Annotated in this window: 20 protein-coding genes and 1 tRNA gene; 12 read left to right on the plus strand and 9 right to left on the minus strand. The window is 62.9% G+C overall.

The genetic code is table 11. The features are described from left to right. Positions 1-17 precede the first annotated feature (17 nt). Both gmk and FQ746_RS22585 read right to left on the minus strand, forming a co-directional pair. On the minus strand, positions 18-698 hold the full coding sequence (gene gmk, locus FQ746_RS22580; protein ID WP_144111856.1) for a guanylate kinase: 681 nt from the start codon (positions 696-698) through the stop codon (positions 18-20). Positions 699-715: 17 nt separating this feature from the next. Beyond that, on the minus strand, positions 716-1,651 hold the full coding sequence (locus tag FQ746_RS22585) for a YicC/YloC family endoribonuclease (protein ID WP_144111857.1): 936 nt from the start codon (positions 1,649-1,651) through the stop codon (positions 716-718). A 205-nt stretch (positions 1,652-1,856) separates the two neighbouring features. On the opposite strand from FQ746_RS22585, the gene rph reads away from it, so the two are divergent. The 6 genes from rph to FQ746_RS22610 all read left to right on the plus strand — a co-directional run bounded on the left by rph (position 1,857) and on the right by FQ746_RS22610 (position 5,472). Then, positions 1,857-2,597, plus strand: coding sequence for a ribonuclease PH (gene rph, locus FQ746_RS22590; protein WP_144111858.1), 741 nt, complete (start codon positions 1,857-1,859; stop codon positions 2,595-2,597). A gap of 124 nt (positions 2,598-2,721) precedes the next feature. Beyond that, a complete protein-coding gene (rdgB, locus tag FQ746_RS22595) occupies positions 2,722-3,321 on the plus strand; it encodes an RdgB/HAM1 family non-canonical purine NTP pyrophosphatase (protein WP_260854137.1) in 600 nt (199 codons plus the stop codon). Continuing rightward, on the plus strand, positions 3,318-4,547 hold the full coding sequence (gene hemW / locus FQ746_RS22600) for a radical SAM family heme chaperone HemW (RefSeq protein ID WP_144111859.1): 1,230 nt from the start codon (positions 3,318-3,320) through the stop codon (positions 4,545-4,547). Before rdgB ends, hemW begins: the two co-directional genes overlap by 4 nt. A gap of 55 nt (positions 4,548-4,602) precedes the next feature. Next, positions 4,603-4,692 (plus strand) — tRNA-Ser (locus FQ746_RS22605). A gap of 260 nt (positions 4,693-4,952) precedes the next feature. Continuing rightward, the gene (locus FQ746_RS34855) at positions 4,953-5,093 is read left to right on the plus strand and encodes a hypothetical protein (RefSeq protein ID WP_186310811.1); all 141 of its coding nucleotides are present in this window, start codon (positions 4,953-4,955) and stop codon (positions 5,091-5,093) included. Between the two features lie 199 nt (positions 5,094-5,292). Next, positions 5,293-5,472: a hypothetical protein gene (locus FQ746_RS22610; RefSeq protein WP_144111860.1), complete on the plus strand. Its 180-nt coding sequence runs from the start codon at positions 5,293-5,295 to the stop codon at positions 5,470-5,472. Positions 5,473-5,530: 58 nt separating this feature from the next. Here FQ746_RS22610 and FQ746_RS22615 read toward each other — a convergent pair whose 3' ends face one another. The 3 genes from FQ746_RS22615 to FQ746_RS22625 all read right to left on the minus strand — a co-directional run bounded on the left by FQ746_RS22615 (position 5,531) and on the right by FQ746_RS22625 (position 7,590). Continuing rightward, complete coding sequence (locus tag FQ746_RS22615) at positions 5,531-5,935, minus strand: RidA family protein (protein ID WP_144111861.1); 405 nt, start codon at positions 5,933-5,935, stop codon at positions 5,531-5,533. A gap of 71 nt (positions 5,936-6,006) precedes the next feature. Continuing rightward, positions 6,007-6,237, minus strand: coding sequence for a hypothetical protein (locus tag FQ746_RS22620; RefSeq protein ID WP_144111862.1), 231 nt, complete (start codon positions 6,235-6,237; stop codon positions 6,007-6,009). Positions 6,238-6,369: 132 nt separating this feature from the next. Then, the gene (locus FQ746_RS22625; protein WP_144111863.1) at positions 6,370-7,590 is read right to left on the minus strand and encodes a Bcr/CflA family multidrug efflux MFS transporter; all 1,221 of its coding nucleotides are present in this window, start codon (positions 7,588-7,590) and stop codon (positions 6,370-6,372) included. Positions 7,591-7,891: 301 nt separating this feature from the next. On the opposite strand from FQ746_RS22625, the gene hemL reads away from it, so the two are divergent. The 3 genes from hemL to FQ746_RS22640 all read left to right on the plus strand — a co-directional run bounded on the left by hemL (position 7,892) and on the right by FQ746_RS22640 (position 11,067). After that, positions 7,892-9,175 carry a glutamate-1-semialdehyde 2,1-aminomutase gene (hemL, locus tag FQ746_RS22630; protein WP_144111864.1) on the plus strand — a complete coding sequence of 428 codons (1,284 nt, stop codon included), beginning with the start codon at positions 7,892-7,894 and terminating at the stop codon, positions 9,173-9,175. 76 nt (positions 9,176-9,251) lie between these two features. Continuing rightward, positions 9,252-10,409 (plus strand): bifunctional diaminohydroxyphosphoribosylaminopyrimidine deaminase/5-amino-6-(5-phosphoribosylamino)uracil reductase RibD, encoded by a 1,158-nt coding sequence (ribD, locus tag FQ746_RS22635; RefSeq protein ID WP_144111865.1) that lies wholly within the window; start codon positions 9,252-9,254, stop codon positions 10,407-10,409. Positions 10,410-10,431: 22 nt separating this feature from the next. Beyond that, positions 10,432-11,067 carry a riboflavin synthase gene (locus FQ746_RS22640; RefSeq protein ID WP_144111866.1) on the plus strand — a complete coding sequence of 212 codons (636 nt, stop codon included), beginning with the start codon at positions 10,432-10,434 and terminating at the stop codon, positions 11,065-11,067. A 20-nt stretch (positions 11,068-11,087) separates the two neighbouring features. Here FQ746_RS22640 and FQ746_RS22645 read toward each other — a convergent pair whose 3' ends face one another. The 4 genes from FQ746_RS22645 to FQ746_RS22660 form a co-directional block, all read right to left on the minus strand. Next, a complete protein-coding gene (locus FQ746_RS22645) occupies positions 11,088-12,761 on the minus strand; it encodes a thiamine pyrophosphate-binding protein (RefSeq protein ID WP_144111867.1) in 1,674 nt (557 codons plus the stop codon). A gap of 75 nt (positions 12,762-12,836) precedes the next feature. Beyond that, a complete protein-coding gene (locus tag FQ746_RS22650) occupies positions 12,837-13,556 on the minus strand; it encodes an ABC transporter substrate-binding protein (RefSeq protein WP_260854149.1) in 720 nt (239 codons plus the stop codon). Between the two features lie 187 nt (positions 13,557-13,743). After that, entirely contained in the window at positions 13,744-14,157 is a 414-nt protein-coding gene (locus FQ746_RS22655) for a putative quinol monooxygenase (RefSeq protein WP_144111869.1), read from the minus strand. Positions 14,158-14,206: 49 nt separating this feature from the next. Next, a complete protein-coding gene (locus tag FQ746_RS22660) occupies positions 14,207-15,262 on the minus strand; it encodes an alpha/beta fold hydrolase (RefSeq protein ID WP_144111870.1) in 1,056 nt (351 codons plus the stop codon). 335 nt (positions 15,263-15,597) lie between these two features. On the opposite strand from FQ746_RS22660, the gene ribBA reads away from it, so the two are divergent. The 3 genes from ribBA to nusB are packed head-to-tail and all read left to right on the plus strand — an operon-like array spanning position 15,598 to position 17,720. Next, a complete protein-coding gene (gene ribBA / locus FQ746_RS22665) occupies positions 15,598-16,734 on the plus strand; it encodes a bifunctional 3,4-dihydroxy-2-butanone-4-phosphate synthase/GTP cyclohydrolase II (protein WP_144111871.1) in 1,137 nt (378 codons plus the stop codon). Between the two features lie 48 nt (positions 16,735-16,782). Then, on the plus strand, positions 16,783-17,289 hold the full coding sequence (gene ribH / locus FQ746_RS22670; RefSeq protein WP_144111872.1) for a 6,7-dimethyl-8-ribityllumazine synthase: 507 nt from the start codon (positions 16,783-16,785) through the stop codon (positions 17,287-17,289). Further along, a complete protein-coding gene (gene nusB / locus FQ746_RS22675) occupies positions 17,286-17,720 on the plus strand; it encodes a transcription antitermination factor NusB (RefSeq protein WP_144111873.1) in 435 nt (144 codons plus the stop codon). The genes ribH and nusB overlap by 4 nt, the downstream gene beginning before the upstream one ends. Positions 17,721-17,787 lie beyond the last annotated feature (67 nt).

The raw sequence follows: 17,787 nt of genomic DNA on the forward strand, positions 1-17,787 counted from the left end.
TCGACACACCGCCGCGTTCACGCGTGCGGCAGATGAATGCCCAGCTGCACGAAAAGCTGCGTGTGGCGCGCGTATTGCGACGCGAACCGTGAACGCGTTGCCGCCACGAGACATTGCAGTTCGCCGAGCGCACGGTCGAAGTTCTCGTTGATCACCACGTATTCCGCTTCGGCCGCATGCGCCATCTCGCTACCGGCTGCGAGCAGACGACGCGTAATGACATTCGGCTCGTCCTGGCCACGCTTTTTCAAACGCTCTTCGAGCGCCTCGAGCGAAGGCGGCAGAATGAAAATTTCCACTGCGTTGTGAAACTGTTTCTTTACCTGCTGCGCGCCTTGCCAGTCGATTTCGAGCAGCACGTCATGGCCGTTCTTCATCTGCTGCTCGATCCAGACGCGCGAGGTGCCATAGTAATTCCCGTGCACTTCGGCGCTTTCCAGAAACTCGCCGGCATCGTGCCGCTGCATGAAATCGTCGACGGTCGTGAAGTGATAATGCTCGCCGTCCTGCTCCTTCGGACGGGGTGGCCGCGTCGTGTACGAAATCGACAGACGGATCGCGTCGTCGCCGGCGAGCAGTGCGTTCACCAGCGTCGACTTGCCCGCGCCGGACGGCGCGACGACCATGAACAGGTTGCCGGGATAAGCGCCGGCGTAGGGATTGCGCGAGGCGCCGTGGTCGCGTGGGGAATCGGTCATGTTCGGGGTGCTCCGGCTTACTCGAGGTTTTGGACCTGCTCGCGCATCTGTTCGATGAGCAGCTTCAGGGTCATCGACGAATCCGCCAGTTCCTTGGCCGCCGCCTTCGAGCCGAGCGTGTTCGCTTCGCGATTCAGTTCCTGCATCATGAAGTCCAGACGCTTGCCGACCTTGCCGCCCTTCTCGATGACATGGCGCGTTTCGTTCAGATGCGCGGTGAGGCGCGACAATTCTTCGGCGATGTCGATACGGATGCCGTACATCGTCACTTCCTGGCGAATCCGTTCGTTGACTTCGTCTCGCGAGACGGTCGACCCGGTTGTGCCGGCGGCCGAATCCGGCGCGGCAATGCCGAGCGCTTCCTGCAGACGTTCGACGATTTTCTGCTGATGCTTTGCAATCAGTTCCGGCACGAGGGGCGTGATTTTCGTGACGATCGCTTCCATCTCGGTGACGTTGGCGAGCAGCATGGTCGCGAGTTGCGCACCTTCGCGGGCCCGCACGTCGATCAGGTCGACGATGGCCTGCTTGCCGCAAGCCAGCACCGCGTCGCGCAGCACCTCGGGCGCAACGCCGCTCTCGGCCAGCACGCCCGGCCAGCGCAGGATTTCACCGGTGCGCAGACGGCCGGCTTCCGGGAAAGTCGACAGCACCGTGCGCTCCAGCAGCGCCAACTGGCTCAACGCGTCGCGATTGATGGAACCGGCATTGGCCGACTGCTCGCTGCGTTGCAGATTGATACGGATATCGACCTTGCCGCGCGACAGCTTGTTCATGATCATTTCGCGCAGCGTCGGTTCGCAGACCCGCACGTCTTCGGGCATGCGGAAATTCAGATCGAGAAAGCGCGAGTTCACCGTGCGCAGTTCGACGGATACGCTCACGCCACCGGTGCCGGAGGCCGCGACGAGTTCGCGCGTGGCGCTCGCATAGCCAGTCATGCTGTAGATCATTGTATTTCTCGCGATTGTGGCCATGCGTTCGACGATGGCCGGAGAGTCCAAGCGCCTGGCGTGTACGAGACGCGAGGCGGTGAATTCTTATTATCCCATTTTTGCCGACTGGTCCCCGTGCCGCCCCCCTGTATCGGGTGGGAGTCGCCGGGCACGATCGGCTGTAAAATCCGGTTTTCCTCCTGCTCTTCCAGACCCATCCCCCATGACCGACACCAACCAACGCCCCAGCGGCCGCCTGGCGAACCAGTTGCGCGACGTGCGCATCACCCGCCATTACACGAAGCACGCGGAGGGCTCGGTGCTGGTCGAATTCGGCGACACCAAGGTCATCTGCACGGCCAGCATCGCCGAGAGCGTGCCGTCTTTCCTGCGCGACCGCGGTCAAGGCTGGCTCACCGCCGAATACGGCATGCTGCCGCGCGCCACGCACACCCGCAGCGACCGCGAAGCCGCCCGTGGCAAGCAAACGGGTCGCACGCAGGAAATCCAGCGGCTGATCGGCCGCGCGCTGCGCTCGGTGTTCGACCTCGAGAAACTCGGCGCGCGCACGCTGCATATCGACTGCGACGTCATTCAGGCCGACGGTGGCACGCGCACCGCGAGCATCACCGGCGCCTTCGTCGCCGCGCACGATGCGGTGTCGAAACTGCTGGCAAGCGGCCGCATCGCCGCCTCGCCTATCAGCAATTACGTGGCGGCTATTTCTGTCGGTGTGTACAACGGTCTGCCGGTCCTCGACCTCGACTACGCCGAAGACTCGCAATGCGATACCGACATGAACGTCGTGATGACGGGCGCCGGCGGCTTCGTCGAAATCCAGGGCACGGCCGAAGGCGTGCCGTTCTCGCGCGACGAAATGAATTCGCTGCTCGATCTGGCGAGCGACGGCATCAATACGCTAATCGGCCTGCAGAAAGCCGCGTTGGAGCAACAGGGTGAGTGAGGCCGGACGAAACAGCGGCGCGACAGAGCCGGAGGCGGGTTTCAAAGCGGCCTTGCCGGCATCCACCGCGGCATCAACCGCGGCATCACCCGCGGTATCGCCATCAACTTCTTCGACGTCGCCGTTGAAGAAAGTCGTGCTGGCGTCCAACAACGCAGGCAAGCTGCGCGAGTTTGCGGCGTTGCTCGACGCCGCCGGCATCGAGCTGATCGCACAAGGCGCGCTGAATGTGCCGGAAGCGGAAGAGCCGTACCCCACGTTCGTCGAGAACGCATTGACGAAGGCGCGCCACGCCGCGCGACTCACCGGCCTGCCCGCTCTCGCCGACGACTCAGGCCTGTGCGTACGCATCCTGAACGGCGCACCGGGTGTTTATTCGGCGCGCTACGCGCAACTGGCCGGCGGTGAGAAAAGCGATGCGGCGAACAACACCCATTTAGTCTCCGCGTTGCAAGGCGCATCCGACCGCCGGGCGTATTACTACTGCGTGCTAGCACTGGTGCGTCATCCGGAAGACCCTGAGCCGCTTATCGCCGAAGGTCGCTGGCATGGAGAGATGCTCGACGCACCGCGCGGCGAGCATGGTTTCGGTTACGACCCGTACTTCTTCCTGCCCGCCCTGGGCGCGAGCGCCGCGGAACTCGAACCCGCGGTGAAAAACGCCAGCAGCCATCGCGCGATGGCGTTGCGGCAACTGCTCGCGCGCCTCTCGGAGGACGCGTGATTCCGATCAAGCCGACGCCCGCGGACATCGGCAACGGTGTCGTCAAGGCGTTCACGTCGCCGGGCAGTATTCGTTTGACGTCGCTGCCGCCGCTCTCGCTCTACGTGCATTTCCCGTGGTGCGTGCGTAAGTGCCCGTATTGCGATTTCAATTCGCATGAATGGAAAGGCGATAGCTTCCCGGAAACGGAGTATCTCGACGCGTTGCGCGCCGACCTCGAGATGGCGTTGCCGCTCGTATGGGGACGCCAGGTGCATACGGTGTTCATCGGTGGCGGCACGCCGAGCCTGCTCTCCGCGGCCGGACTCGATCGCATGCTGTCCGACGTACGAGCGCTGCTGCCGCTCGACGCAGATGCCGAGATCACACTGGAGGCCAACCCCGGCACGTTCGAAGCCGCGAAGTTCGCGCAGTTTCGCGCGAGCGGCGTGAATCGTCTGTCGGTCGGGATTCAGAGTTTCAACGAAGCGCATCTCAAGGCGCTCGGCCGTATTCACGACGCGACACAAGCACGCCACGCCGTCGAAGTGGCCGCGACCACGTTCGACAATTTCAACCTTGACCTGATGTACGCGCTGCCGGGACAAACGCTGGCCGAATGCCAGGCGGACGTGGAAACTGCGCTGTCATTCGCGCCGCCGCATCTTTCGCTGTACCACCTCACACTCGAACCGAACACGCTGTTCGCCCGCTTTCCGCCCGCGTTGCCCGACGACGACGCCTCCGCCGATATGCAGGACTGGATTCACGAACGCAGCGCAGCCGCTGGGTACGAACACTACGAAGTGTCCGCGTACGCGCAGCCGCATCGGCAAAGCAAGCACAATCTGAATTACTGGCGCTTCGGCGACTATCTTGGCATCGGTGCGGGCGCACATACCAAACTGTCGTTCCCGAACCGCGTGTTGCGGCAGGTGCGCTACAAGCACCCGACGAAGTTCATCGAGCAGGCGAGAGCCGGTAGCGCCGTGCAGGAAGAACATGAAGTCGGGCCGCGCGATCTGCCGTTCGAATTCATGCTGAACTCGCTGCGCCTCGTCGAAGGATTTCCGGTGTATCGGTTTGCGGAGCGCACTGGCTTATCCATGACATCGATCGAACCGGCTTTGCAGGAAGCGGAACGACGCAGGCTGATCACACGCGATCACGAAAAGATCGCGCCGACACCGCTGGGTCAAGCCTTCCTGAACGATCTACAGGAGCTGTTTCTCAAAGATCCGCAGTGATTACAGTTGGGTTGCCTTTCGCTGGCTGGTTTTTTCAGGTTACAATTTAGGGCTTGGAGGTGTGGCCGAGTGGTTTAAGGCACCGGTCTTGAAAACCGGCGAAGGAGTGATCCTTCCGTGAGTTCGAATCTCACCGCCTCCGCCAGATCATCATCAAAGCCCCGTCAGTCGAAAAGACTCACGGGGCTTTTTTACTGGCTCGCCAAAAAACAACCGATAAATCCGACCGCTTCAATCGTCTGGTTTTCACCCATTGCCGCGAACAAAACCCTGTCGAAACTTACCAGAATATAACGTTACATCTCTCTCAGTTTTCAAAGGACTTCTACCCGCCTCAGCACGTCTCATGCGCGGTTCGCGATGCTAAGATGGTCCGCCTTTATAACCACACAATCGGAAACTCCCATGAAAAAAGCCCTTCTTGCACTGGCCGCTGTTATCGCCACCATGACTGCTGTCGCACCGGCTTTCGCCGACGACCACCACCACCATCCGGTTTGCCACAAGGTGAAGGTGCATGGCCATTGGCAAAATCGCTGCCATTAAGGGCATCAGGCAACTGCATTAATCTGTCTTTGCAGAATCAGCCCCGCTTCTCGCGGGGCTTTTTTTTGTACTCAGAAAGCACGCACGTAAGTAACTGTAAATGGATGCCGCTTTAATCGACGCTTCGTAATTTGCCGTCACATCTCGAGTAGAACGATCGTCGCATGGATTTTCTCCAACTCGAAGACAAGGAGGAATCATGCTCAGACTGCTACTTGCAACGCTGTTCGTGCTCGGCCTCGGTGGATGCGTCGTCGCACCACCCGGATATGGATATGGCTACGCGCCAGCCTATGGATATGCACCCGGCTACTACGCGGCGCCGAGTGTCGACGTAGGTATCGGCATCGGTGGGGGACATGGCGGCTGGCATCGTTAAACGGTACGTATCGGCTGAATAGCCGATACGTTTCAACAACACCCACCGTATCGGACGTTCAGATCAGCCCGGTCGCTTCGACTTCAATCTTGAATCCGTAATGCAATTGCGGGACCGGCACCACCGCGCGTGCCGGTCGGGCTTCGCCTGCCCAGCGCGCGTAGATCTGATTGAAGCTCGGCCAATTGTCGATGTCGGAAATATAAACGCGGACCTGTACCAGTTGCGCAACGCTGCTTCCCGCGCTTTCAAGTGCGTGGCGAACATTGGCGAGTACCTGCTCCGCTTGCACTTCGAACGAGGCGTCCGCGAGCTTTTGGCCTTGCGCATCGATCGGTAATTGCCCCGACACGAACGCGAAACCATTCGCTATCGCGACATGGCTGTAGTGACCACCCGGCTTCGCTAGCGAAGCGGGATTCGAGGTTTGCGGCAATTGCGGTTCAGATTGGCTAACAGCCATGAATGCGACTCCAGGAGTGATGGCGCCAAAGCAGCGCGTCGGTAAAAACGCTGCATGCCATCACCTGCGAGTCACACGCTCAGCGCATCCAGCTTCTCGCGGGCGTCGGCGCAGCGGCGATTCAGATCGCGATGCATCAACTGACTATCGAGCAGTGTCGATACATCGAACAACCCATAATCAAAGCGCAAGACGTATTCGATATCCGTGTAATCGTGATAGGCGCCGCTGTCGGCCAGCTTCTGCGCTTCGGCGAATGCAGCAGATTGCCGTTCGCCGTCCATCAAGTCTCTTATCGCCATGATTGCCGCTCCGAGGAACAGTGGCTCCATCATAGCAATGCAAAATGAAACGCAAGGTAGCGCGCACGCAACACCGGGTGTTTTCCTTAGTCGCGCTGCATTCGCGACCGGCACGGTCGTACTGAAACGACGTCACACAACCGCAACCGGCGCCTTCGCTCCGTGCAGCTTCACGACGAGTATCCGCCCGACGTAACACAACACACCCGCTACCCCGACGACGACACCCATGCCTCTCGGCGAACCGTCTTGCCACAGTCCCACGGCCAGGCTCGACAACGCGCCCAGCGACAACTGCACCGCGCCGAACACGGCCGCTGCCGCGCCGGCATTGAGCGGATAGCGATGCATGAGATCGGTCGTGCAATTGGCGGACAGTACGCCCACGACACCGACCACGAAAAACAGCCCGAACACGATCGACCACAGGCCGCCCCATCCGGTCAACGACACCAGACACACGAACAGCGAAGCCACGCAACTGACAGTGGCCGCCGCCGAAATAATCGGCAACGGACCGAGCCGGCCGACGAGTCGCGTATTCAGGAAATTGCCGAACATGATGCCGGCGATGTTCAGCGCAAAGAAGAACCCGTAGTGCTGCGCGGACACGTGGAAATAGTCGATATATACGAAGGGTGTCGCCGTGATGTACGCGAACATCGACGCGAACGCCATTCCGCCGCACAGCATGTGCCCCCACGCAACCGGATCGCGCAGCAACTTGCCATAGGCACCGAACGATTTCACCAACGCCGATTGCGCCCGCTTCTCGCGTGGCCACGTTTCGGGCACCTTGAGCCAGGCCGTGACGGCGCACACGGCGCCGAACAGCGTGAGCGCCACGAACACGACGCGCCAGCCCCCGAGTAGCAGCAACTGGCCGCCTATCAACGGCGCGAGCAGCGGCCCGACCGACGTCACGATGGCGAGCATCGACAGCACGCGGGCGGCGTCGGTGGGACTGTGCGCATCGCGGGCAATCGCGCGCGCCAGCACCGAAGCCGCGCCGGCGCCGAGCGCCTGCACGAAGCGGAATATCACCAACGATTCGATCGAGAACGACAGCGCGCAGGCAACGGTCGCGATCGCATACATGACGATGCCGCCGAGCAACACGGGGCGGCGTCCATAGCTATCCGACAGCGGACCATAAACGAGCATGCCGAGCGAAAAGCCGAACATGAAACTGGTGAGCGTGGTCTGCGCGCGGCCGGCGCTGATCGCAAATGCCTGCGCAATGGTCGGCAGGCTCGGCAGATACATATCGATGGAAATCGGCCCGCAGGCGGCCAGCGCACCGAGCAACAGGATCAGCCGGCCATCGGGCCGGCGGGTGACGACGTGAGACATGGAAATCCAGATGGCGCACCGCTCCGTCGTTGACGGCGCAATGAAGTGAGCCGGAGAAAACTGCACCAGCAAAGCCCGATTGTAAGCGACATCGAATCCCGTCCCCTTCTGAACGCCCTTTCCCGCCCGCGGTCGCCGCCTCACCCCCGCGGGCCGCGCGGCTACCCGTTCAGCGCGACTCCGGTACAATTTCCGCACCCATCCCAGCGTGGAACGCACGGCTCTCCGGGCCGACCCGGGCTGTCTCCGGGTCATCCGCGGGCCGCTTCCGTCGCTGCAGAACCCCTATTCCGCTATCGCCATGTCCAAAAACGAAATCCTCTTCGAACGCGCGCAGCGCACGATTCCCGGCGGCGTCAACTCGCCGGTGCGCGCATTCCGCTCGGTCGGCGGCACGCCGCGCTTCATCGAACGCGCGCAAGGTCCGTACTTCTGGGACGCGGACGGCCAGCGCTATACCGACTACATCGGCTCATGGGGGCCGATGATCCTCGGCCACGTGCATCCCGAAGTGCTCGAAGCCGTGCAGCGCGTGCTGGCCAACGGTTTCTCGTTCGGCGCGCCGACCGAATCGGAAGTGGAAATCGCCGAGGAAATCTGCAAGCTGGTGCCGTCCATCGAACAGGTGCGGATGGTGTCGAGCGGCACCGAAGCCACCATGAGCGCGTTGCGTCTGGCGCGCGGTTTCACGAACCGCAGTCGCATCGTCAAGTTCGAAGGCTGTTATCACGGTCACGCGGACAGCTTGCTGGTCAAGGCGGGCTCGGGTCTGCTGACGTTCGGCAACCCGACCTCGGCGGGCGTGCCGGTCGACATCGCGAAGCACACCACGGTGCTCGAGTACAACAACGTCGCCGAACTCGAAGAGGCGTTCAAGGCTTTCGGCAACGAGATCGCATCGGTCATCGTCGAACCGGTTGCGGGCAACATGAATCTGGTACGCGCCACGCCCGAGTTCCTGCAAGCGCTGCGGCGCCTGTGTAGCGAATATGGTTCGGTGCTGATTTTCGACGAAGTGATGTGCGGTTTTCGGGTCGCCCTCGGCGGTGCGCAAGAGGTGTACGGCATCACGCCGGATCTGACGTGTCTGGGCAAGGTGATCGGCGGCGGCATGCCGGCCGCGGCCTTCGGCGGTCGTCGGGACATCATGGCGCATCTCGCGCCGCTCGGCGGCGTCTATCAGGCCGGCACCCTGTCGGGCAATCCGATCGCCGTGGCCGCCGGCCTGAAGACCCTGCAACTCATCCAGGCGCCCGGCTTCTACGAAACACTTTCCGCACGCACCGCGCGCCTCGCGCAAGGTCTGGCGAAGGTGGCGAACGAAGCGGCGGTGCCGTTCGCGGCCGATTCGCTCGGCGGCATGTTCGGCCTGTATTTCACCGAGTCGGTTCCGGCCAGCTTCGCCGAAGTCACGAAAAGCGACGTGCCGCGCTTCAACGCGTTCTTCCACAAGATGCTCGACGCGGGCGTGTATTTCGCGCCGTCGGCATACGAGGCCGGCTTCGTGTCGATCGCTCACGACGACGCGATCGTCGACGCGACGATCGACGCGGCGCGCGGCGCGTTCGCTTCGCTCGCGGCCTGAGGCGCGCAACCACGCACACAGGCCTTCGCCCAGGCATTCGCGCCCGCCCAGCCACCGCCACCACCACCGGACACCGATGTTTTCGCAAACCGATTTTGTCCATATGGAACGCGCGCTAGCTCTGGCGAGACGCGGCATGTACACCACCGACCCGAATCCGCGCGTCGGCTGCGTGCTCGTCAAGAACGACGAGGTCATCGGCGAAGGCTTCACGCAACCCGCCGGTCAGGATCATGCGGAAGTGCGCGCCTTGAAGGATGCGCGCTCGCGCGGCCACGATCTGCGCGGCGCGACGGCCTACGTCACGCTGGAACCGTGCAGTCACTTCGGCCGCACACCGCCCTGTGCGAACGCGCTGATCGAAGCGCAGGTCAGCCGCGTGGTCGCCGCGATGCAGGATCCGAATCCGCAAGTTTCCGGGCGCGGTCTCGCGATGCTGCGCGACGCCGGTATCGAAGTGCGTTGCGGTTTGCTGGCGCAGGAAGCCCACGAACTGAACATCGGTTTCGTGTCGCGCATGACGCGCGGCCGGCCCTGGGTACGGATGAAGGTGGCGGCTTCGCTCGACGGCCGCACCGGTTTGCCGTCCGGCATCAGCCAGTGGATTACGGGCGAAGCGGCGCGCGCGGACGGCCATGCGTGGCGCGCCCGTGCCTCGGCGATTCTGACCGGCATCGGCACGGTGCGCGAAGACGATCCGCGCATGACGGTGCGAGCCATCGACACGCCCCGTCAACCGCAACGCGTGCTGGTCGACGGTCGTCTCGACGTGCCGCCGGAAGCGCAAATTCTGGCCGGCGCACCGACGTTGATTTTTTGCGGCAATCTCGATGAGCGGCACACCGAACGCGCAAACGCGCTGCGCGATCGCGGCGCCGAGATCGTGCAGATGGCGAATGCGGCGGGCAAGGTCGACCTGCCTGCCATGCTCAAGGCGCTTGGCGAACGCGGTGTCAACGAGTTGCACGTGGAAGCGGGCTACAAGCTGAACGGTTCGCTGCTGCGCGAAGGCTGTGTCGACGAATTGCTCGTCTACCTCGCGCCCAGTCTGCTCGGCATGGACTCGATGAGCATGTTCAACCTGAGCGCACCCGAGACGCTCGATGCCCGTGTCAAACTGAATTTTCATGCGGTCGACCGGATCGGCGACGATCTGCGGATTCTCGCGCGCTTCGTGCCGGCTACAGCAGCCGCCGCCGAGGCCGATGCCGCCGCGCCTCCCATTACGAAATAAGCACACGACAAGGATCAGCACGATGTTTACAGGAATCGTCGCGGCAGTGGGCCGCATCGAATCAGTCAACCCGCTCGGCACCGACGGCGATGCCGGCGTGCGTCTGAACGTGCAGGCCGGCGGCCTCGAGTTGGACGACGTCCAGCTCGGCGACAGCATCACCATTCAGGGCGCCTGCATGACGGTGGTGGCCAAGACCGCCGACTCGTTCGAAGTCGACGTGTCGCGCGAAAGCTTGAACTGCACCGCCGGGCTCGGCGAGATCGGCGAGGTCAATCTGGAAAAAGCGCTGCGTGCGCACGACCGGCTCGGCGGCCACATCGTGTCGGGTCACGTGGACGGCCTCGGCACCGTCACCCATTTTGCGCCGGTGGGCGAATCGCACGAACTGCGCGTGCTGGCGCCGCGCGAGATCGGCCGCTATCTCGCGTACAAAGGCTCGATTACCGTGAATGGCGTGAGCCTGACCGTCAACTCGGTGAAGGACCGCGACGACGGCTGCGAATTTTCGATCAACCTGATTCCGCACACGGTCGAAGTCACCGCGCTGAAGCATTTGCGTGAAGGGACCCGGGTCAATCTGGAGATCGATCTGATTGCGCGGTACGTGGAGCGGATGATGTCCGCGCCCACCGGCAGCGTGCCGGTTTCCAGATAACCTGCCTTCACGCGCGGCGGCTAATCCTGGGTTAGCCGCGCAATCGGTGTGATCTGCAGCGGGTCGGTGCGCAACTCGATCAGCGCAGCGACGCCGGCCTGCTGCGCACGCTCGAACGCGGCCGGAAAGTCTTCCGTGCGCTCGACGCGTTCCGCGTGTGCGCCGAACGATTTAGCCAGCGCGATGAAGTCGGGATTCGCGAGACGCGTCGCCGACACGCGGCCCGGGTATTCGCGTTCCTGATGCATACGGATGGTGCCGAGCATGCCGTTGTTCACCACGATCACGATGAGCGGTGCGCCGAACTGCACGGCCGTCGCCAGTTCCTGCGGATACATCATGAAGCAGCCGTCGCCGGCGAAACACACCACCGTTCGCTGCGGATTCTGCAGCTTCGCCGCAATGGCAGCCGGGAAACCGTAGCCCATCGCGCCGTTGGTCGGCGCGAGTTCGGTACCCGGCGTGCGGTAACGGTAGAAGCGATGCACCCACACCGTGTAATTGCCGGCGCCATTGGAGATGACCGCGTCGTCGGGCAGCACCTTGTCCAGATGCGACACCACGCTCGCCATATCGACACCCGCGAGTTCGGGGTTCGAAGCAGGCGGCGTCGAGTGCTTCACGTAGTCGGCGCGCGCGGCCGCGGTCCACGCTTGCCACGGTCTTGCAGCGTTCGTTGCGGACGCACCCAGTTCTTCGAGCGCCGCGGCGAACGCGCGCATGCCCGCATTGATCGGCAAATGCGCCTGATACACGCGCCCAAGTTCCTGAGCATCGGGATGCACGTGCACCAGTGTCTGGCGCGGCACCGGATGCCCGATCAGGCTGTAACCGGACGACGTCGTCTCAGCCAGCCGCGATCCAACGACGAGCAGCAGGTCGGCTTCGCGCACGCGATCCGCAAGCGCGGGCGAAATGCCAAGACCCAGTTGCCCGACGTAATGCGAGTCGCGGTTGTCGAACAGATCCTGACGACGGAACGACGCCGCCACCGGCAGATCGTTGGCGATGACGAAGCGTTTGAACGCATCGGTCGCGGAGCGATCCCAGCCCGTGCCACCGAGCACCACCAGCGGTTTCTTCGCGGCGTCGAGCAGGCTTTTCAACTCAGCCATCGCGGCCACGGTCGGCGCGGCCTGCGCAATTCGCACCGGCGCGGCATCGGCCACTTCGCCCGCATTGAACAGTACGTCTTCCGGCAAGCTGATCACCACCGGCCCCGGACGTCCGGACAGCGCAATGCTGAACGCCTTCGCGACGATTTCCGGAATGCGCTCGAGGCTGTCGATCTCCGTGACCCACTTGGCGAGACCGCCGAACATCTGCCGGTAGTCCACTTCCTGAAACGCACCGCGCCCGATAAAGCCGCGTTCGACCTGACCGATGAACAGGATCATCGGCGTGGAGTCTTCGCGGGCCGTGTGCACGCCGTTGGCCGCGTGCGTCGCGCCCGGGCCACGCGTGACGAAACAGATGCCAGGGCGCCCGGTGAGTTTGCCGTACGCGTCGGCCATGTTCGACGCGGCGCCTTCGTGACGGGTGACGATGGTGCGGATGCCGTGCGCGTCGTGCAACGCGTCGAGCACCGCGAGATAACTTTCGCCGGGTACGCAGTAGACCGTGTCCACGGCATTGCGGACCAACGCGTCGACGAGAATCTGCCCGCCGTTGCGCGATTGAACAGTGTCAGACATGGACTTCAAGCTCCTTATGACGGGTTTCCCGCAAAAGCATCGCGACGCCGAGCACGGCGTAGTGCGCTACGACGGCTAATCGTTCTCTTTGGCCACCGCCGCTCCGGCAATGTGATGACGCGCCAGCGACTGCGCAACGAAACCCGACGCCTTCATTTCCTCGACGAACTGCGCGAGATAGGCAGCGGCGTCGTCGCCCTTCGCCTTGGGCAGGCCCATCGCCTGGCGGATCACCATGAAGCGTTGATCGAGCAGCCGCAAGCCGCCCACCTTTGCGCCATCCATTTCGAGTTGCTGTTTGACGCCCGCCGCGACGTCCAGATGCTGGTCCAGAAAACCCTGCACGACGGCGGGCGAAGTCGGAATCCGTACGATCGTGGCGCGCTTCAGTTCACGCGTGAGGAACAGATCGTAGGCGCTGTTCTTGCCGACCGCGACCGTCACGCCGGGTTGATCGACCTGTTCGTTGGTGGTGATCGGCGACGCGTTGCGCACCATGTAGAAACCTTCGATCAGCACGTACGGTTTCGTGAAACTGATTTCCTGCCCACGCTTGGGGTCGACCGCGAAGAACCCGATGTCGGCCTTGTCCTGATTCACGTTCTCGACAGAGGCACCCGCTGATTTGACCGCAACCAGTTGGAGCGGCACGCCTAGCCGCCGGGCAAACTCGGTGGCGAGATCGACCGAGACGCCGACCGGCTGACCGGTGGCCGGATCGAGCCTGGCCAGGATCGGATTGCCGAGGTTGATCGACGCGCGCAGCGTGCCGCTCGGAGCGAAAACTTTCACCATGGATGCACCTGTCTGCGTCGTGGAAGAGGCCGCGCCCTGCTGCGGCGCGAGAGAGGAACAGGACGTTAGAGCGAATACCACACTGCTCGCCGTCAGCACGACGCCAAGGATTTGCATGAGGCGCTCGCGGCCTTGCCTTGCTAAAAGCTTTGTCATTCCGGAATGCCTCGGTTGGATGCCTCGGTGATTAGCGCACCGCGACGGCCTGATGCAGGCGCTCGTCGAAGGGACTGCCCAGAAAAGGTTGAAGGTCGTTGCGCAAGTCCTTCACGTAGGGTTCTTCGACGAACGTGTCGTAAGCCGCCGGGGAACGCAACACTTCGACCAGCGTGAAGTGATTCTTCGCGCCGTCCTGCTGCAACACGTCGATGTGCAGCACCGCCGGATCTTGTTCGGCCTGTTTCGCGTACGACTGCAAGATCGGCAATGCGGTCTTGACGGCGGCCGGCTCGATATCGACGTGCACGATCGAATAGAGCGGCGTGTCGGGCTTTGCGTCGACTCCCGCGCTCATGCCCTCGCCGACTCCCGCGCTGACCTGCCCGGCGGCGTGAGCCGGGATCCGGCACGCGAGCGCTGCTGTCGCAAAGAGTGTCGCCATGAAGCGGGATTCGATTTTCAACATACGGTGGGGGTGGGCTTGCAAAACATCAATTGGAGGAAACGGGCTCGGCCATACCGTGCAGCAGCGCGGCATGGAATGCATCGGGATCCTGCATCTGCGGCGCGTGGCCGGCATCCGGAAACTCGACCAGCTTCACGTGCGGAATCGCCGCGGCCGCCGCGTGCGCAAGTTGCGGATAGTTGCCGAGCGAAGGACGGATTTCAGGCGGTGCGAACTCCTTGCCGATCGCCGTCGTGTCCTTGTCGCCGATCATCAGCAAGGTCGACGCCTTGAGTTGCGACAGCTCGTAGTAGACAGGTTGCGTCAGGATCATGTCGTAGAGCAGCGCGGAGTCCCACGCCACGAGATCGCGCTGCGGCCCGCGGTACATGCCGGCCAGCATCTGTACCGAAGGCTCGTAGTCGGCGCGCCACTGCCCCGCGAAATAGGTGTTTTTCTCGTAGTTGCGGATGCGGTCCGCCGAGGTATGCAGTTCGCGCTGATACCACTCGTCGATCGAGATGGGCGGCACGCCTTTGGCGCGCCAGTCTTCGAGTCCGATCGGGTCGACCAGCACCAGTTGCTCGGTTTGCTGCGGGTACGTGAGCGCGTAGCGAATCGCCAGCATGCCGCCGGTGGAGTGACCGATCATCGTGGCCTGATGGATATCGAGCGACTGCAGCAGGTCACGGGTATTACGCGCGAGTTGCTGGAACGAGAACTGATAGCTCTGCGGCTTGCTCGATTTGCAGAAGCCGATCTGGTCGATTGCAATCACACGGTAGCCGGCATGGCTCAACACGCGGATGGTCGGCGCCCAGGTAGCCGCGCAATAGTTCTTGCCATGCAACAGCACGGCGGTACGGCCGTTCACTGTCTTCGGGTCCGGCGCGACATCCATGTAAGCCATCCGCATGTCTTGCCGCTGCGAATGGAACTTGAAGTACGACACCGGGTACGGATACGCGAAGCCCTGCAGTTCGGCGCCGTAGACCGGCCCGTCCTGTGCGGGATCGGCCGGGTTGCCGACACTGGCCGGATGAGCGGAGGCGCCCGGCTCGCTTGCGGCTGCTGCGTACAGCAGAGGCGAGGCGACCAGCATGGCGGCTGCGACTACCGAAACTAAACAATGAGACTTTTTCATTGACGGATAGAACGTAGGACGACGGAAATCCGTATCGCCGTGGGCGACGGAACCAAGGGGGCCGGCAAAGGCGTGATGGTGACACATCGAAGATCGTCACGCATTTCACCAGCTTTCAACTGGCTGAGTGCCGGGGAACAGCCAAAGTTTCGTCGAGCATACCGGCGCCCCACGCCTGAACACCAGTCGGCCAGATGGCCAATCCGGGCCAATCCGGGCCTATGCCATCCGGCGGAGGCGACTTGACCCCGCTCGTGGCGTAAAATACGCGCTTTCCCGAAAATCTCGCCAACATGACGCTCGCCTCCACCCTTGAGATCATCGCCGAACTGAAAGCCGGCCGGATGGTGATCCTCGTCGACGAAGAAGACCGTGAGAACGAGGGTGACCTCGTCATCGCCGCCGAATTCGTCACCCCGGAAGCGATCAACTTCATGGCACGCTACGGTCGCGGCCTGATCTGCCTGACGTTGACGCAGGAACGCTGCAAGCTGTTGAACCTGCCGCTCATGACGTACCGCAACGGCACCCAGTACGGCACGGCGTTCACGGTCAGCATCGAGGCGGCCGAAGGCGTGACCACCGGCATTTCGGCGGCCGACCGCGCCCGCACCATTGCCGCGGCAGTCGCCACCGACGCCCGCGCCGAGCACATCGTTCAGCCCGGTCACGTGTTTCCGATCATGGCGCAGCCCGGCGGCGTGCTGGTGCGCGCGGGCCATACCGAAGCCGGTTGCGACTTCACCGCGCTGGCGGGCCTCACGCCGGCGGCGGTCATCTGCGAAGTCATCAACGACGACGGCACGATGGCGCGGCTGCCGGACCTGATGGAATTCGCGAAACAGCATGACCTCAAGATCGGCACGATTGCCGATCTTATTCACTACCGCAGCCGCACCGAATCGATCGTCGAGCGCATTTGCGAACGCACCATGCAGACGGCGCACGGCGCGTTCCGCGCGGTCATGTATCTCGACCAGCCCAGCGGCCAGCCGCATATCGCGCTGGTGCGCGGCACGCCGAACGTCGGGCGCGACACGCCGGTGCGGGTACACGAACCGCTGTCGGTTCTCGATCTGCTCGAAGTCGGCGAGTCCACCCACTCGTGGACGCTGGACGCCGCCATGAAGGAAATTGCCGAACGCGATCTCGGCGTGATCGTGCTGCTGAACTGCGGCGATTCGAAAGACCATCTGATCGACGTCTTCAAGGCGTTCGACTCGAAGGAAAAGGCCGAGGCGCTCAAACGCCGGCCGGTCGACTTCAAGACCTACGGCATCGGCGCGCAGATTCTGCGCGAGCTCGGTGTCGGCAAGATGCAGGTGCTGTCGAACCCGCGCAAGCTCGGCAGCATGTCGGGCTACGGCCTGGAAGTCACGGGCTTCATCCCCATGCCGGGCGGCGCGACACAAGCGCCTCACGAAGGCTGATCCGACCACTCACGCGCCTCGCGCTCACTCAAACACTACGGAATTGATATGGAAATCGGACAATACCAACCGAATCTCGACGGCGACGGACTGCGCATCGGCATCGTCCAGGCGCGTTTTAACGAACCCGTTTGCAACGGCCTCGCCGACTCCTGCATCGAAGAACTGGAACGCCTCGGCGTGGTCGGCGAAGACGTGCTGCTCGTCACCGTGCCGGGCGCACTGGAAATCCCGCTGGCGCTGCAAAAGCTTGCCGAAAGCGCGCAATTCGACGCGCTGATCGCGCTGGGCGCGGTGATTCGCGGCGAGACGTACCACTTCGAACTGGTCTCGAACGAAAGCGGTGCGGGCATCACGCGTATCGGTCTGGACTTTGGCATTCCGGTTGCAAACGCCGTGCTGACCACCGAAACGGACGAACAGGCGGTGGCCCGCATGACCGAAAAAGGCCGTGACGCTGCGCGCGTGGCGGTCGAAATGGCGAACCTGTCCGTCGCGCTCGAACAACTCGGCGGCGACGACGAAGAAGAAGACGAAGAAGAGGAAGAAGCATGAAGAGCGCACGCCGACGCTCCCGCGAACTGGCTACGCAGGGGCTTTACCAGTGGCTGCTGTCGGGTTCGCCCGGCGGTGAAATCGACGCGCAACTGCGCGGCGCGCAAGGCTTCGACAAGGCCGATCACGAACATCTGGACGCTATCCTGCATGGCGTGATCCGCGACTCGGAAGCGCTTTCCGCCGACATCGCGCCGTGCCTCGACCGTCCCATCGAGCAACTCTCGCCGGTCGAACGCGCAGTGTTGCTGGTCGCCGCGTTCGAACTGAAGAACCACCTCGATATTCCGTATCGCGTGGTGATCAACGAAGCAGTCGAACTCGCCAAGACCTTCGGCGGCGCGGACGGTTACAAGTACGTGAACGGTGTGCTCGACAAACTCGCGGCGCACCTGCGCCCGGCGGAAACGCAAGCCGCCCGCAAGCACTGACCCGGGGGCCCGGAACGCCGTTGCACCGATGGACGAACGGACGCAGCGCCGTTCCGCTTCTGCTTTG

Source organism: Paraburkholderia sp. BCC1886, assembly GCF_900996245.1.
Classification (GTDB): Bacteria; Pseudomonadota; Gammaproteobacteria; order Burkholderiales; family Burkholderiaceae; genus Paraburkholderia.

Coding starts and splice junctions, on each gene's coding strand:
- gmk (WP_144111856.1), bottom strand. CDS start 698: ATGACCGATTCCCCACGCGACCACGGCGCCTCGCGCAATCCCTACGCC.
- FQ746_RS22585 (WP_144111857.1), bottom strand. CDS start 1,651: ATGATCTACAGCATGACTGGCTATGCGAGCGCCACGCGCGAACTCGTC.
- rph (WP_144111858.1), top strand. CDS start 1,857: ATGACCGACACCAACCAACGCCCCAGCGGCCGCCTGGCGAACCAGTTG.
- FQ746_RS34855 (WP_186310811.1), top strand. CDS start 4,953: ATGAAAAAAGCCCTTCTTGCACTGGCCGCTGTTATCGCCACCATGACT.
- FQ746_RS22610 (WP_144111860.1), top strand. CDS start 5,293: ATGCTCAGACTGCTACTTGCAACGCTGTTCGTGCTCGGCCTCGGTGGA.
- FQ746_RS22615 (WP_144111861.1), bottom strand. CDS start 5,935: ATGGCTGTTAGCCAATCTGAACCGCAATTGCCGCAAACCTCGAATCCC.
- FQ746_RS22620 (WP_144111862.1), bottom strand. CDS start 6,237: ATGGCGATAAGAGACTTGATGGACGGCGAACGGCAATCTGCTGCATTC.
- FQ746_RS22625 (WP_144111863.1), bottom strand. CDS start 7,590: ATGTCTCACGTCGTCACCCGCCGGCCCGATGGCCGGCTGATCCTGTTG.
- hemL (WP_144111864.1), top strand. CDS start 7,892: ATGTCCAAAAACGAAATCCTCTTCGAACGCGCGCAGCGCACGATTCCC.
- ribD (WP_144111865.1), top strand. CDS start 9,252: ATGTTTTCGCAAACCGATTTTGTCCATATGGAACGCGCGCTAGCTCTG.
- FQ746_RS22640 (WP_144111866.1), top strand. CDS start 10,432: ATGTTTACAGGAATCGTCGCGGCAGTGGGCCGCATCGAATCAGTCAAC.
- FQ746_RS22645 (WP_144111867.1), bottom strand. CDS start 12,761: ATGTCTGACACTGTTCAATCGCGCAACGGCGGGCAGATTCTCGTCGAC.
- FQ746_RS22650 (WP_260854149.1), bottom strand. CDS start 13,556: ATGGTGAAAGTTTTCGCTCCGAGCGGCACGCTGCGCGCGTCGATCAAC.
- FQ746_RS22655 (WP_144111869.1), bottom strand. CDS start 14,157: ATGGCGACACTCTTTGCGACAGCAGCGCTCGCGTGCCGGATCCCGGCT.
- FQ746_RS22660 (WP_144111870.1), bottom strand. CDS start 15,262: ATGCTGGTCGCCTCGCCTCTGCTGTACGCAGCAGCCGCAAGCGAGCCG.
- ribBA (WP_144111871.1), top strand. CDS start 15,598: ATGACGCTCGCCTCCACCCTTGAGATCATCGCCGAACTGAAAGCCGGC.
- ribH (WP_144111872.1), top strand. CDS start 16,783: ATGGAAATCGGACAATACCAACCGAATCTCGACGGCGACGGACTGCGC.
- nusB (WP_144111873.1), top strand. CDS start 17,286: ATGAAGAGCGCACGCCGACGCTCCCGCGAACTGGCTACGCAGGGGCTT.